The 15,683-nt window shown below is 52.0% G+C and carries 12 protein-coding genes; all 12 read right to left on the reverse strand.

Features of this window, described 5'->3' with window-relative positions; translation table 11 throughout:
- Positions 1–3: 3 nt before the first annotated feature.
- The 12 genes from BM202_RS08120 to BM202_RS08175 all read right to left on the reverse strand — a co-directional run bounded on the left by BM202_RS08120 (position 4) and on the right by BM202_RS08175 (position 15,683).
- A complete protein-coding gene (locus BM202_RS08120; RefSeq protein WP_143100653.1) occupies positions 4–1,806 on the reverse strand; it encodes a type VI secretion system baseplate subunit TssF in 1,803 nt (600 codons plus the stop codon).
- A gap of 10 nt (positions 1,807–1,816) precedes the next feature.
- Entirely contained in the window at positions 1,817–2,236 is a 420-nt protein-coding gene (locus BM202_RS08125; RefSeq protein WP_093824768.1) for a GPW/gp25 family protein, read from the reverse strand.
- Between the two features lie 58 nt (positions 2,237–2,294).
- Positions 2,295–4,169: a phage baseplate assembly protein V gene (locus BM202_RS08130; protein WP_093824770.1), complete on the reverse strand. Its 1,875-nt coding sequence runs from the start codon at positions 4,167–4,169 to the stop codon at positions 2,295–2,297.
- A 63-nt stretch (positions 4,170–4,232) separates the two neighbouring features.
- Complete coding sequence (locus BM202_RS08135) at positions 4,233–4,985, reverse strand: hypothetical protein (protein ID WP_143100654.1); 753 nt, start codon at positions 4,983–4,985, stop codon at positions 4,233–4,235.
- 166 nt (positions 4,986–5,151) lie between these two features.
- A complete protein-coding gene (gene tssD / locus BM202_RS08140) occupies positions 5,152–5,544 on the reverse strand; it encodes a type VI secretion system tube protein TssD (RefSeq protein ID WP_093824774.1) in 393 nt (130 codons plus the stop codon).
- Between the two features lie 36 nt (positions 5,545–5,580).
- A complete protein-coding gene (locus BM202_RS08145) occupies positions 5,581–6,951 on the reverse strand; it encodes a hypothetical protein (RefSeq protein WP_093824776.1) in 1,371 nt (456 codons plus the stop codon).
- Between the two features lie 40 nt (positions 6,952–6,991).
- On the reverse strand, positions 6,992–7,447 hold the full coding sequence (locus tag BM202_RS08150; protein ID WP_093824778.1) for a hypothetical protein: 456 nt from the start codon (positions 7,445–7,447) through the stop codon (positions 6,992–6,994).
- A gap of 71 nt (positions 7,448–7,518) precedes the next feature.
- The gene (locus BM202_RS08155; RefSeq protein WP_093824780.1) at positions 7,519–7,974 is read right to left on the reverse strand and encodes a hypothetical protein; all 456 of its coding nucleotides are present in this window, start codon (positions 7,972–7,974) and stop codon (positions 7,519–7,521) included.
- 147 nt (positions 7,975–8,121) lie between these two features.
- The gene (locus BM202_RS08160; RefSeq protein ID WP_093824782.1) at positions 8,122–9,153 is read right to left on the reverse strand and encodes a hypothetical protein; all 1,032 of its coding nucleotides are present in this window, start codon (positions 9,151–9,153) and stop codon (positions 8,122–8,124) included.
- A gap of 67 nt (positions 9,154–9,220) precedes the next feature.
- Positions 9,221–11,746, reverse strand: a complete 2,526-nt coding sequence (locus BM202_RS08165) for an ATP-dependent Clp protease ATP-binding subunit (protein WP_093824784.1) — start codon at positions 11,744–11,746, stop codon at positions 9,221–9,223.
- 190 nt (positions 11,747–11,936) lie between these two features.
- Positions 11,937–12,803 (reverse strand): hypothetical protein, encoded by an 867-nt coding sequence (locus BM202_RS08170; protein ID WP_093824786.1) that lies wholly within the window; start codon positions 12,801–12,803, stop codon positions 11,937–11,939.
- Between the two features lie 15 nt (positions 12,804–12,818).
- Positions 12,819–15,683, reverse strand: a complete 2,865-nt coding sequence (locus tag BM202_RS08175; protein WP_093824787.1) for a caspase family protein — start codon at positions 15,681–15,683, stop codon at positions 12,819–12,821.

Genomic DNA, 15,683 nt, shown 5'->3' on the forward strand with positions numbered 1-15,683 from the left:
GAATTAATTCTTTAGCATCACCCGGTAAGGCATGGCGGCAAATGACTGTTGTTCAATAAGATGTTTAAGGCGGTGGCAATACTCATCCCATTGGTCGACTGGAACAGATTTGGCCGGGTTAGGTGTCAAAATCACGTCGATGGTCCGGATCAACCCCTGCGTTTTCATGACGCCGGTTGACAGGCCTTTGGTCACGTTAACGGCCCGCAACTTGTCGCCTAGTTCGGCAAAGCAAACCGCTTTGATATCTTCAACCGTTACGACTCGCCCTCTGGTCAGAAGCGCCTGCCGGAAAACGGGCAGGTTCTCATCGGGTTTAAGTCGCTGTTTGCCACCGGTCGACGTAGTGATTAGTACTGATTCTTCGTCCGAAAAAACGATTTGACTTCGGTCCTTGCTGAGCTTGGTGCCAAACGGAATCCGGTTGGCTAACTCACCACGTGTACTCCAGAATTTTACCGTCAGCCGACCCGTTTTCTCCGTTGTTTTTACAGTAAGATAGGTATTTTGCGGCCCCCCTTCGCCAATGACGGTATTGATTTTTTCGAGACGCTTCCTGATTTCGTCAATTTCACTTTCCAGTTCACTACGTCCCAACGAACTGAACATGGCACTTTCATCGCGCAACAACGTGATCAGGTACGAAACAATATCATAGCCGTCCCGCTCATCGAAGCGGGTAATGCCGCCCTGTCGTAATACGTACTGGTTCTGACCGTCGCGGGTGATCTGCTGCGCTTCGTTGATTTTTAGTCCGGTGCTGGTTTCGACATCCACCATTTCCAGAAACGACTCCTGAGCTTCGAGCCGAATCGGAAACACATTGAACAGCGGCCGGATGTCGGGTGTATCGAGGCAGAGTTTGCGGTTCACCACCGGAAAGGCATTGATCTCGATCTGGGTCCGGTACGTAACCTCGTCGGCCAGGCTTTCGGGGAACTGAATGTTCAGCCACACTAATTCCTGCGAGAAAAACTTAACCGATTCCTCGGCTGTCAATCCCTGACTCAATTGGGGTGGGCATTTCTGTCGGCAATCGCTTAGTGGTACTACGTCGTTCGTCTGTTTCGAGATACTGCTGACCGACAGGATATGGCGACCGTAGTATCGTCGAACCTGTTCATGGATTCGATCGGAAAGTGTGCCCTTGTTGGGATGGAAATTTTCAGGTAAACCTGGCTGAACGAGCAGTTCGGTAGTATTCATCGATAGCCGAACGGCAGCCACCTGTTCCAGATGCGCCGAACGTAGCGGATCGTTTCGCCAGTCGAAAAACAGCAGCAGATTCTCGAACGATTCCAGATCCGCATCAACCGCCAGTCCCAGCCAGCACTGATTGCCGGGTAGAATCTGGTTCATAAATGATTCTTTCGGCGAAGGGCCGTACTCTTTTATCTTGTTCTGAACGACGAGCGTTTTGATCTTCGCGTTATACAGCGTAAAAGAGCCGGCCGCCGAAAAGTAAGTATCTTTCCCCCCCACATTGCACGAAAACGGATGCGTGGGTAATACGTCAAACGAGGGATCGATAACATGCGTCCGCATCAACGCGTGCGCGGGCTGCGGGCCGGTCATTACGTCGGGCGTGAGCAGTTGGGCCAGTCGCTGCACGATACGACTGCGCGAGTTCTGCAATTCATGATGCAGCCCTTCGATGCCGGTGGCAAACGCCCCGAGTAATAACCCTACGAGTGGGTCGAAACTCTCAACGGCCATCTCCGACTCGTCGAAGTTCCAGAGCTGGGCTACTTCCCGAATCATCTCGCTACGGATAGCTTCGCGGGATCGTTGACGTTGCGGAGTCATAGGTATGGATTTATGAGTAACGGACTACCCGGAATTTCATTTCGGGGAGCCGTTCACGGGTTTGGGTTAGTCGGCACTGCACAACAATCTGAATATAGCGGCAAACGCGCGGATTGCGGCCATCTATTTTTTCCTCTACATCAGCCACTTCAATAGACACCCGTTCTGGCTCAATCCGCTTATCGAACTGGCGTAGATATTCTTCGATCGATCGTTTGATCTGATCTTTGCTAGGGGTTTCGTTGAGTTCCTGAAACTCGTAGTTATGGATAATGCACCCATACGTCGGATCGTAGTGGTATTCGCTGGGCCGCGTAGCCAGGTAGAGCGCTATGTTCTGCGCCACCGATTCTTCGAGCGACAATTTCTCGAGTGACTGACGTCTGGTCAGCGCACCAAAAGAGGGCGGTATGGCGTAATAGTCAGGCATCAGCAATTCATTTGTTATCGGCAGATGGGTTTGTGGATACGTAGTGATCCGGTTTACCTTAATTAATCATAACCATACCCCCTTTTAGGGTAGTCGACGGGCCACCGTCGAGCGAGAGTGCAGCACTCGCCTTAATATCAGCGGTTGTATCGGACGAGATTTCTATGGTTTTTCCCGATTCCGTTAGGTCAGTACCGGCTATAAGCGATAATTTTTTGTCTGAAACCAGATCAATGTCACCCGAATCTGTCACCAGATCAATTGAGTCTGTTGCCAACATGGCAACGTTTTTCTTGGATTCTATACTAATGTTGCCGCCCGCACTCATGTTGATCTCGCCACCCGCCTGGATGTTGATGTTGCCGTTGCTTTTGATCGTGATGTGGGTGCCGTCGAGCGAGAGTTCGATGCTGTTCTTCTTGTCTTTATTATAGATCTTGATGCTCTCTTTTCCCGATTCATCATTCAGGATAATGTGGTTGCCACTACGGGTAACGATTCCCTTGATGTTGTTTTCCGGGTTGAATAATTCGCCGGGTTTGGCGTCCAGATGATACCAGGAACTGATGACGAAAGGAAAGTCAGGGTTGCCAAACATGTAGTCAACCCACACATTTTCATCCAGTTCAGGGATAAAATAAACGCCCCGGTCCTTGCCGCTCATGGGATGCGAGATGGTGACCCAGTCTGTTGTCAGATTGTCGTCTTTTTGCCAGGAAAACTGCAGCTTCACCCGCCCCAACCCGTCGGGGTCGTTTATATCCTTGACAAGAGCGAGATCCGTCTTGAGCACGTAGGCAGGAACGTTGTACTCAACGGGCGGATGGTCGGCAGCCTCCGGGATTGCCTCGAAGGTCGCCTGATACACGCCCCTGGCATCAACGTAGTGGGTCAGGCGTGTGACAATAAACTGCCCGTAGTCGATGGTATCTAATTTGACGGCACCTAATTTGGGATCAACGACATCATAAACACCTTCTTTTATTTTAATCAGGCTACCGACCCGAAGCTCCATTTCGGGCGTGCGGCCCTGCAAAACGGCCAGTTCGTTTGCTTGTTTCGCTTTATTGCGTTTGGCAACATCCTGCAGGCTACTGCTCGTGTGCAGCCCCGGATTGACCATCGTTGGTATCACATTGAATAGTTTTTCGGATTTATCGGCGGCTATGCGGGCCGCTGTCTGAAGGCCATCGACCGGGGAAGATGAGGGCGCTTTATTCTTGGTGTTGTCTAAAAAGTTATCATTCAGCCACTTGCTGTTGAGTGGCGTTACCCGCAGGGCATACTCCATATCGAACAGATTGACGCCGAGGGTCAGTACAACGGGGGAGGGGGACGGACGGGCTTTTTTGCCGAAGATGAACGTTTCGCCGTCATAATACATCCACTCGCCCCATGTCTGCGCTTTGCGCTGCAAAAAGGTGTATTCATCCTCTTCATATTGCGCCGTGTATGAAAAAGGTATAGACAGGTCCGGATCTATCTTGCTCGTGAGCCCAGCCGCCCCCGTTAGTTTGGTCACAATGTCTTTCAGGGTCATGTCGGTAAACGAGCGGATCGTTTTGCCGGCACAGAGTAAAATGGTGGGACTGCTTCCAGAAATGATGACCGATGTTGTACTCGACTGCGATCGGGATAATCTCACCGACGTAACGACCCCCCGAAATATCTGGCCCTGTTGCCCGTTCACTTTGCCGCCAACCGATAACCCCTGTTTAAACTTGATCGTGATGGATTCACCCACAAAGCTATCGGCCAGCTCATTGAGCCGGATAACAGGAGCACGGTTGGGCAACATATCGGGCGACAGGCTGATCTCGAACGTATGGTGACTCTCAAACGGCTGATTCAGGTAAACGCTATTGAACCGAGGTAGCTGTATGCCGTTGATGGTTACGTCAGCCGTGGCAATAAGTTGCGTTGTGGAAGGCATAAAGGCATTGGGTCTTAAAGATGAATCGACTGCGTATGGGGTTCCCGGATGAAAAATTCCACATCAGGAAGAAATGATCGAAATAGTACCACCCGGCATAATCAGGCCAAGAGCGGCATCATTTACCACCGTAAAGGCAATGGCCTTATTGGCGCAATCCCATAAGTAGTCGGGTAAATCCTGAAGTGGCATCGTACTTGGCATGGTTGGAAAATACCCAACGAACGCTAGATTCAGGGATGCGGCTGCGATAGCACTAATACCCGCATTAATGAAAAATATGTTTGTCTCCCTGTTGAAGTCAACCATGTATAGGTTATAGGTATCATTTCCATTGAGTCCATATAAGGTAGCGTCGCCACTGGTTGAGGATTGCAGCGCGTCGAGGGATACCGCTTTCAAATGCTTCTCTATAATTTTTCTGAGAATTACCTGGAGTCCTAATTTAGCCACCCCTTCGACAACGGCTTCGGCGGCTTCCTTCAACAAACCACCCCCGCTGATGCCAAAGGCTACCCCGCGAACCTGCTTGGTGACACTATTTTTTGTTCCCCAGAATTTCTTTTTCTCAACCAGCGGAAGGTTTGTATACGTGTTCTCATAAAAGGCCTGATTAGTCAGGTGTAGATGACCGTTTAGGTAACCGCTTCCCGGTCCCAATGCCTTAGCGATACGTTCGGGCGTAAACTCAAGTGGCGTAAACGGCATCGTAACGGTTCCCCACGACCAGCCAACCCCCACAATAATGGAGTTCAGAGAGGATAGGCTTTCGCCCGGCTCAAAGCCCAGAATGATAGGTGATTTTGCGGATGACATGATTGAAATCGGATTTTGGCAACGATCAGCCAATTGTTTTTCTGTTTCCAGTACAGTATACGTATCGCTCGCCCCACCGGCTGGTAAACACAGCCGGTGATACATCAAAAAATACGGGGCTTCGAAATTGATTTATTGCGAAGCCCCGGTTTAGTCAATGCCTTAATTACTCCCGCAGCAATTTCAGCTTCTGACCATTGACATCCAGGTCGCGGGAGCAGATCGTAAAACTTTGCGTGCCAGAGCCTGCGCCCGATAAACTGAACGACTCGCTGAAGTTGATGATGGCCGAGTGATCGAATTTGATCGTTCGAAGTTCTTCGCCCTTCTGGTTCTTCAACTCGATGCTTCCGCTGATGTCATCTTTGTGAGGCAACACCATCAGCTCAATAATCTTGGCATCGGCGTTGCGGGTTTCAATCGAAACGTCGATGTTGCCGCCGAATACCTCCGAGGTAGTTTCGTTGGTGTTTGGATTTACATGCTGATGAAAACTGTACGAAAGAGATAGAACTTCATACTCTTTGCCGTCGATTTTCAACGTTGACTTGTGTGCCATTATAGTAAGTGGTTTTTACGCGTTAGAATTAATTGGTTATTGTTTTAAGTCACTGTCCCACTGGCCTTTGGTACCAGTCAGGTTGATTTCAAATACCTTGGCCGGGAAGAATGGCTTTAGTTTAACGTTCACGATCACATGCGTTGGATTGGTTGGGTGGCGCCGGATGTCGAGGCCGCTGAAATCTTCGATGATCTTGCCCGGCCCCCGGATTGTGGCCAGAAAACTGGCGACCTGCCCCTTGATTTCTTCCAGCATCTTGTTGTCGATATTCTCAAATGTCCGGCGATTCAGGAAATCCTGAAAGACTTTGCCAATCCAGTCGAAAACCCGCACAACGCTGTAAGTCTGTAAGCCTACATTGTCGCCGTTAAAGAGCGTTTTGGCTGAAAACGGAATCACGCGCCCATATTCGTAGACCATAGGAATCAGCCCTTTATCTTCGAGCTGGGCGATTTCGCCCTTGCGCATACTGAACCGCACACCGCTGGCCATTTTGAGCTTACCGTGCTGCACCCCCGCTGACGGTTGGGCAATGTGGCCTCCCCACAGCATGCCCGCCAGCGCCATGGCGGGTGATACGTAGAGATGTTCGTCCTGGCCCAGTTCCGTATAGGCTTCGCGGCCCACGATCCAGTTGCAGGGCATCATTACGTTTGCTTTTTGCGGGTCGGCACCGGTTAACTTGTCTCGCTCGAACGTAGCTTCCACGCTGTCGGGATCGTCCAGATGCCGGTAATCGGTCAGCATCATGACCTTGTTCTGATGAGCCAGCGAGGCCCATTTGTCAACGATCGTATTCTTCTTAAGCCAGCCCGGCAACACCAGCAGCGAGTAGTTCTCGGAGAGGTCGAGTTTGTCGTACCCATCGCGCAATTCTTTTGCGACCTGCTCAAAAATCCCGGTCGGATTACTGAATCCGTCAGCGTCGGTGGTCTGGTCGTTTCCGGCGTCGAACAGGACAAGATTTTTTATCTTTTCGGATTCGGCATTCTCAAAAAACAGCGATAGGGACCGGTAGGAGGCTTCCAGTTCTTCCGTTTCGGTCAGCACATTGGCCAGGTTCGTCTTGAGCGTCTGGCTGGCTGAGGTTGCTTTCTGTTCAGCTTCGGCAATCATATCCGCTACGTTATCATGGGCCGATAGCAATTCGGCGAAATCCTGTAGCCGCTTCTTCAGTTTTTTGCGGTCCGCCTTGTTGTCTTCTTCAGTTAGGAAGATGCTTTTCCGCGCCTTCTTGGACGGGTCCATGTTTTCGGTGCCATCCACCACCGTCTTGATGAATTCAAATCCACCGTATTTGGTCAACTGCTGAACGCTTTCGGCCAGGGGCCGGGCAGGCTTTTGCTCGGCAAGTCGTTCTTTCACTAAGGGGGCATTCTCCCGGTTCTGTTCTTCTTGTGCCATGTTCTAGACTACGTTTTTAAATGAGTGGGGAGTGGTTCAGTTAATTAGCATCAGCATCGTCCAGTTCTTGGGCCATGGCATTCAGGGCGTCGATAAAGGCCTGTTTGGCCTGCGGATCAGCGAGGAGTTTCTGGAAAGCTTTGTTCGACATCAGCCGCTTGATCAGGCTCTGGTAGTTGTCCTCCTGCGATTGAAGCGCCTGCAAAAACGCACTCTGGTCAATGATACCCTGCTTGCTGAACGCCGTCAGATTCTGAAAAAACAGCGTTTCGTTGACTTCTTCACCATCTTCGGTTTGGTGGGTTACATCCACTTCCGGTTGGAACGTATCGAAGGCATCCTGCAATTTCTGTACGCCCTGAACGGGGGCCTGGCTCATTGAATCGGCGGTGAATTTGCCGACCATTGCCGTTTTGTTTTCCTGGAGGAATTTGATGGCCTCACTGGTTTCTTCGGGGATGATGACGCCCCCGATCTGGGGTTTATTGACTGCCATAAGCTGATGTAATTAACTTGATTTATTGAGTAAGGCTATTTTTTGACTGTCTACCAGTGGGTTAGAGATTGCTACTTGGGAATAGGTCGGTAAAACCACCAGTTGCCGCCAACCGTAATACTGTCCGTATTTGTGAAGTATAGGGTCGTTTTCTTGACGGCTCCTCCCGGTGTGGCATTTTGCTCATAAACGACGACCTTTCCGTTGGCGCCCACCGACGCTACAATGGCGGTATGTCTCGGCTCACCCCGCGTTTCCTCCCAGGAGCTTCCGTCGGCAGCGTCGACATGCACCGTATAGTAGTTAAACTGGACAATATCGCCGGGCATCAGGTTTGCCAGAGAGACGGGCGTTCCCCATACATAATCCGCGTCGGAGTTGACACCGTCGGCGCCCATAATGTCATTCGACGTTTTAGCGTTCGCATTTTTAAGGGCGTTTTCAGCGAATGTCCAGCATTGTCCATCACCAACCCGGTGCCCGACTTTGCCCGCTGCCCAGGTTGCCACTACTTTTCCAACTGCCATTATTCGTAATGAGAAGGGATTTGTCTTCGATGATTTAGTTTTTATCCGATCGAACTTCTGTCCATTCAGGAGACAGATGATTGATTATGTGCTCATTGACTCCGGAATTTATTGGCTGCCATTTATCGGAAGTTTGAAAAAGCTGGCTTAAAGCATACTGTCCAGCATCCGAACCCGCTTGGTCCAGGCACCAGGGGACGATGGGTTATACACCTCGGTATCCGTAATGCCAATGGGCGAATCAGCCGCCTGCACTACTTTAGTCGCATTACCTTCCAGATACACCATGCCGATGTGATGCCAGCCAGCCGCAGTTGTATACTGTCCAATGATATCACCATTGAGTACGTCTTTAGGATCAGAAACCTCCATCAAACTATAGTTGGCCGAGTTGGTCATTAATTCCACAATGCTGGTCCCGAAGGGATACCGACCCGCTACGACATTGCGGTCATAGCAATAATTGACGAAGCCAATGCAATCGAAGTGTTTTTTGCCCGTGCACACTTCACCCCAAACGATTCCATTGCCACTACTGCCGATGGGTTTTGTCAGGCCATTGAATTTGTAGGTTCGGGGGGTTAGGTTGGCTATTGGCAGAGCTAGCCCGGCCAGGACATAAGCGCTGGTTTCCAGTGCCGATCGTTGCGGAAAATTGTTCGACGAACCAGCGCAGGTGTTCAGCCCATCAACCGTAGTGAACGCGGTAAGCACCGACGGATCGCCTGGGTTGAATGAGTCAGCCTGCATCAAAGCAACTTTCGGTTTGTATTTAGCGCCGTCGCCCAGGCCGGGGGTATTTCCGGCCGTTCCCCACAGATAATGCGCTTTACCAACATGGCTACGTGCCTCATTGACAACCGCTTGGCGCTGCGTTAGCTTACCCTGTGGGGTAAACATCTTTTTCGTTACAGTGACCGGAATCGGTAAGGCATAATCATACAGACCGGCGAAAGCATGCAGCACAGACTGGCCGGTTTGCAGACCTGTCAGATCAAAATACCTGAAATTAGTCTGGCGCTTCTTCTCCTGTATTTTTACGACACTCTGGTCAATAAAAACGCCCAGGTCATTTCCAGAAAAATCACCCCCAAACAAGCCAACCGTTTTTTTCTGCCCAACCTGAAGCGGACAGGTAAGCAGCGGTACACCGGTTGTAGCATCAAAGAAATGTGACATTAGCAGACTGGTCTATGGATTACGTTTATTAGTCGTAAATCCGTTTTTCAGAGAAACAGGCAATGGGTTAAACGGTCATCTGTACGGTCTCGAACGTCAGTTCCCCCGCTTCGTTGGTCATCAGATGCAACGAACTTCCTTTCCCGATTTCGCCCGATACGATCATGCGGGACAGCGGCCGCCTGAGCCGATTACGGATCACCCCCCGTAGTGGCCGGGCACCATATTTTGGCGTGTAGCCTTCGAGCGCGAGTTGCCGCCGGGCTTCGTCGGAAAGCGTAACCGTAATGCCCTGCTTGTCGAGCATTTTCAGCAGCGATGTCAACTGGATATTGAAAATGCTCACAATGGCCTCCTCCGAAATCGGCTGGAACGGAATGATTTCCGTCAGGCGACCTAAAAACTCTGGCCGGAAGTAGCGCCCCATGATGTCGAGCAGCTCGTTCGACGCTGCGATTTCACCTTTGGCTGCCTTCTCGACTACGTAGTCGCTGCCAATATTCGACGTGAACAGAATGATCGCGTTCGAGAAGTCGCCTTCGCGGCCGAGCCGGTCATGCAGTAAACCTTCGTCCAGAATTTGCAGGAAAATATCGAACACCGACGGATGGGCTTTTTCGATCTCATCGAATAGCACAACGGCGAAGGGCTGTTGCCGAATTTTCGTGACCAGTAACCCCCCTTCTTCGTAACCGACGTAGCCCGGAGGAGCGCCGTAGAGCAAGGCCGCCGAGTGTTCTTCCTTAAACTCCGACATATCGAACCGAATCAGCGCCCGTTCGTCGTTGAACAGAAAATCGGCCATGGATTTTGCCAGTTCTGTCTTGCCCGTGCCTGTGGGACCGGAGAAGAAAAAGGAGCCAATCGGCTGACCGGGGCGGCTCAAACCCGAGCGATTCTCCAGAATAGCGTCGGCAATAATCTTCACTGCATGATCTTGACCCACAACCCGCTGTTTCAGGTGCTCGTCCAGCGCCAGTAACCGATCGCGCTCTTTGGATTGAATTTTCCCGAGCGGAATGCCCGTGCGATTCGCCACCACAGCGGCTACTTCGGCAGGCTCAACTTTATCACGAACCTGCTCGCCAAGGGTTTCGAGCTTTGTTAACAGCAAGGCCAAGTGGTCGGCCAAGGCGTCCGGTAATTCAAACGAATCGGTTTGCAGCTCTTCTTCCATCTGGCCCAGCAAAACGGGGCTAAGGCGGTTCTTCAACTGTCGCTCGAACCAGCGAACGTCGGGCATATGCGTTAGTGGATCATTCAGGTCGGCGTTCTCCCGAATGACAGCTAACTCAATCCGCAACCGGTCAATTTCGGGTTGTGTCGTTTCTGTAGCCATCTTCATGGCGGCCATGGTGCGGTCAATCAGGTCAATGGCCGCATCGGGTAATCGACGGCCTTTGAGGTATCGCTTCGCCAATCGAACCGCTTCAGCAACCGTGTTGTGGGCTACGCCAATCTGATGGTGGTTTTCGAATAGGGGCAACAGTGTCTGCACCATTCGGATGGCCGTCTGCTCGTCGGGCTCCTCAACGGCCAGCACTTCAAATCGACGGGCAAAGGCTTCATCTTTTTCGAGGTATTTGCGGTATTCGTCGTTGGTCGTTGCGCCGATCAGCGTCAGTTCGCCCCTGGCCAGTTCCGGCTTTAGTTGATTAACCAACCCCACGGCTCCCCCGTTGGGGTCCATCAATACGTGTATTTCATCGATGAACAGCAACGCCCGGTCAAACTGCTTCAGGTCGGACAGAATACCTTTCAGGCGATCTTCGATTTCACCTTTATACGACGCTCCGGCAATGAGCGAACCCATGTCCAACTGAAATAATTGGGCATTTTTGAGATGAGGAGGCACATTGCCCGCAACAATTTGCTGGGCCAATCCCTCGACCAGCGCGGTTTTGCCCACCCCAGGTTCGCCGGTAATGATCACATTTGGCTTGAGTCGGCGCCCCAGAATTTCGATCATCTGGCGGGTCTCACGGTCTCGCCCAACGATGGGATCAAGCTTACCCTCGCGGGCCGATGCCGTCCGGTCAACACAGAATTTGAAAAGTGTTTTTCCGGTTGCTACTTCTGCTGAACTAACGGCCTGGCCATTACTGCTTTTTCCGTTATCTGTAATCCCACCCGCTGGCGCGCTGATGGCCTGTTGAAAATCCACATCGGCCAGGGCTTTTTCGAGCAACTGGTTCTCGGTCAGCGGGAATGATTTGAGCTGATCGCGGCTAAACGCTACGTCGGGCTTACACATCGCCGTCAGGACAGCAACGGGAGTCAGCTCCGTCTCGCCGAGCTTCATCCGCACTACGTCCGACACTTCCATTAGCGAGCGAACCTTTGCATCACCGGCAGGTTCTTCGGTTGTCCGGGCCGATTTCGGGTAGCTTTCGACTCGAATATCAGCCCAATCCCGGAGATAGGGTACGTCAATATCCCAGCCTGTCAATTGCGAAGATAGCCCCACATCGTTGTGGAGCAGCCCCGTGAGCAGATGACCCGGCGAAAACGTCAGGTGCTGGTGCTCACGGGCAATGGCCTGTGCGATACTAACAGCCCGGCGGAGTTCCTCAGTGTATGAAAGAGTGAGCATAAGGGTTCAGGAATGTGATGTAATTTATCCCGACTGGCTGGTATATCCCCTGAGCTGGTAATTAAACGGTAATTTCTATTTATTAAGCGGTCAAAAGGGCCTTTTTGGCCCTTGCCAGGGCCTTATTCAGGCGTTACGGCGCTCGGCCAATTGTTACTGAAAATAAGTAAAAGGCTCATTTATGTGCTTCCTACAAATCACCCGCCCGTAGCCGATTGACTTTACTATTGGCTTCGGTAAGTCGTTCCTGGGCTTGTTGTTTGGTAGGTCCGCTTGCGTTTTCGACCAAACGCTGGAACGTAGTGATGGACGTCGTGTAGAGCCGCTGGCGTTCGGCGGGGCTTTTCAGACGCACCTCATTCGCCCGGGTATAATCACATTCGGCGCGAGCCAGGTCAAGTTGAAAGCGCAGGTCTTCAACGACTGCTGGAGCAATCCCTCCGCCACCAGCTGGAGCCGCTACCGGTCGGGGGGCAGGTGCACCACCGCCACCACCCCCGCTGGGTTTAGATGCCAGCAATCCCTGTAGCATCGTCACCTGTTGATTCGCCGAGCGCAGATCGGCCGAGAGTCGTTCAATTTCGGCGGTACTATTGCCATTTTTCAGGTTGGCATCCCGCAGAATACCAATTGTATTGCGGTAGGTCAACAGGGCATCAAACGACGTAACAACCGCCCGAGACAGCCGTTTGCTGATCTCATCGGCCAGCATGGCCGAATCGCGTTTCACTTCATACAGGGCTGTCTGCACATTGGCCGACTGTTCCTGCGCCCGCCGGATACCATCCGCTTTCATGACCTCGTTTGTGGCAGCCGCCAGCGATTGATCCGTCACTTCTATTTCCCGGAGTGTTCGGTTCATCGTTTCCAGACGTTCAATAATTCGGGCCTGCTCGTTCATGGTCGCCTTCAGCCGATCGTTTTCCTGTTTCAGCAATTGACCGGGTGCACTGAATAACAAATAAGCGGCTCCCAGCACAACGAGTAGTGAGACCGTGTAAAAAATGATAAATCGGCGGGTAGCAATGGCGCGGTCGGCTTGGTTAAGAGGCTGCATAGAGTTGTAAACAAATTACTTAATAATATAAATGGGAAAATCGTTGATATCGGCCGTGTTATAGGTACGTGGATGCTGGGTGCCGCCCGTGAGTTCTTTCACCCGCTGGGTAATATAAGCATCCAGTTCTTTCGTGTAAATCACACCGTTGTGGTCATAATCAGCTTTGCCGTCGAGACCATCGAGCAGCGCTTTGGTAAAAGCACCATGCTTCCATTCGTCGGATTCCTGCGATTTTTCGTTGCCGGTCGAGGACGCAAACACGGTAGCTCCAACACCCGCTGAGGTAAAATCACGGACGACTTCATCCATCGACGTCGTCAGAGCCCGCGTTGCCACCTGGGTTTTGCCGAAACTTCCACTGTGGCAGGCATCCAGGAAAACAAGGACTTTACAGGGCATATTTTCGATAGAATGGCGGATGTCCTCGTCACGAATGGCGGTTGCTTCCAGGTTATCGAGTTCCACATCGCTGGGAACAATATAGAAATCCTTGCCGGTGCCGTTGACGCCATGGGAAGCAATGCTGATGATAGCCATATCGTTCTGCGTCACGTCGCGGGTCAGTTTCTGAAGGGCCTTTCTTATCTCGCGGGCGGTCGCTTTTTCATTGGTCAGCGTAGTCACTTTCACCTCATTGAACAAACCGCCCTTTTGGCCTAACAAACTGGCACTGAGCGCGTCCGCGTCTTTGTCGGCATAATGTAGGCTAACGCTGGGATCATTATATTTCGAGATGCCAATGGCCAGAACATAGAGTGTGCGGTTGTTGATCGCTTTCTTCACGGCTGGTACGTAGGTAATGAGTTTGCGTTCGGAAAGTGCCTCCGCATCTTTGTTCTTGGCAAATATTCGAAGTTCGTTATCGCCCTCCAGCAGCTTTATCGTCCGTTCGACGGCTGTAGCTTTGGCGGTACTGCCGGTTTTCAGGCCCCGCTCTTCGGCTACAGGCCGGCCATTGAGCAGCACCTTAATCTGATCGACCGCAGTTTCTGACAACACTTCGGCCCGAAGGGTGAACAGCTCGGTTGAGACGACCACTTCAGCCGTGGGTTCGATCCAGCGAAATTGCGGGGGCGACATGGCTTTGATATCCCGTCTCTTTTCGTTGACAGCCACTAGGGAAGCCTCTAAATTACCCGTCTCCAGCACTTTCTGGATCAATTCGGGATTGTAAAAAGCTTCCCGATAGTTGGCAACGGGATAATAGTCGGCGTTTGACAGAGCGCCCCGATTCACTAACCACCCGATGTATTTTTCGCCATCGGGAGAGGCATCGTAATAGCCGGTAGGGTGCCACATCACCCACTCGCCATCCGTACCAATGAATAGACTGGCCAGCGGTTCCGTGAGTTTACTTGTCAGGAAGCTGGCGGTGTTCCAGATACGTATCGTCTGGTCGGCGGAACCGGATACGAGTCGCTTTCCATCGGCAGACGCCCCCAGTCCCCAGATTTCGTCCTGATGACCCCGTAGCTGGGCAACTTCCTGCCCCTTCAGGTTATAGGCTTTCAGAACACCCTTGGCCCCGCCCGACAGGAACAGTTTACCATCCGGTAGAAAACCCCACACATTATGACGAAATCCGTCCGTGTCGTCGCGCCGGATCGTGGCTACCGCTTTGCCTTTATGCATCAGGGTCAGCAGTTTAGCTTCGCCCGTGCCGTCGGAATCCGTAACCAAGCTGTAGTCGCCGGACGCAACGGGTAACTGACCAAACTTCTCAACCGGCGTTACGGCCGTAATTCCCTGATTTTTCCAGTCAAACACACTGGTCAGGGTCGATTGTCCGCGTTCGTCGGTGTACGTATTCGCGTAGCCAATTCGGGTGCCATTCAACCCTACACCCCAGTTAATGCGGCCTTTGCCCCCTAATTCACTCAGCAGTTTTCCACCGCCTTTATCGTTGGCTTGCCAGACCAGTAGTTCCTGGTTGTAGCCTCCCGCCGTTACAATCATGTCGTTGGATAAAAAAGCCACGGCTTTTGCCGTATTGAGGTTTTTACCGAACGTAGCGATTTTTACGAATGTAGTATCCCGAAGACTCTGGTATACATTGCTGGCGGCATTGCCGCCGTAGATGCCACAAATGACACGCTGCCCGTTGGGCGACACAGCTAAGCCAAGCGGCACGGTGCCATTCTGAATCCGTTGTCGCTCGGTCAGTTGATTGTCCAGCACCAGTAGTTCACCGTCGGCATTTCCCACCAATATGCGCGCCAGAGCGGGGGAGTAGACAACCGATTCCAGCGTAGCTTTACCATCGCTGCGCCGAAGTAATTTACCGTCCGATTTCCGCCAGAGGCAGATTTTCTGGTCCTGGCCAACGCTCACAATCCGGTCGCCAAACGTACAGACGCCCCGTACTTCGCTGGTATGACCCACCAGCGACCGTACGAGTTTCCTGGTCTTCATGGACCAGATCGCTACCGTTTGATCGGCGGCTCCGGAAATCAATTCCTGCCCATCGGAGGTGAACGCCAATGTCAAAACCACATCCCGATGTACGCCCTGAAGCAAGCCAATCAGCTTACGCGAGGGAAAATCGTAGATGCGGATGATGCCCACCGAATCCGGTGCGGAGCCAAGCCAGCCCCCAGCCGCCAGTAGTTTGTTGTCCGGCGAAAGCGCCAGCGTGTAGATTTTACCGGCGTTATCCGCGCCGGTTTGTCCCCGGATTTCCTCCGCTACGTTGCCGGTCTGCGCGTTCCAGAGTTTAATGGTTTTATCCTCACCGGCCGACAGCAGATATTTGCCATCCAGCGTCGTTAGTACCTGCCGGACAGACGCTTTGTGCCCGCCCGTATTAATGTCCAGTTGCTGGGCACCGACACGTGTAACCAGCAGGCTTAGCAACAGTAGAAGGATATTGTCTTTCAT

The sequence above is a fragment of the Spirosoma endophyticum genome (assembly GCF_900112365.1).
GTDB lineage: Bacteria > Bacteroidota > Bacteroidia > Cytophagales > Spirosomataceae > Spirosoma > Spirosoma endophyticum.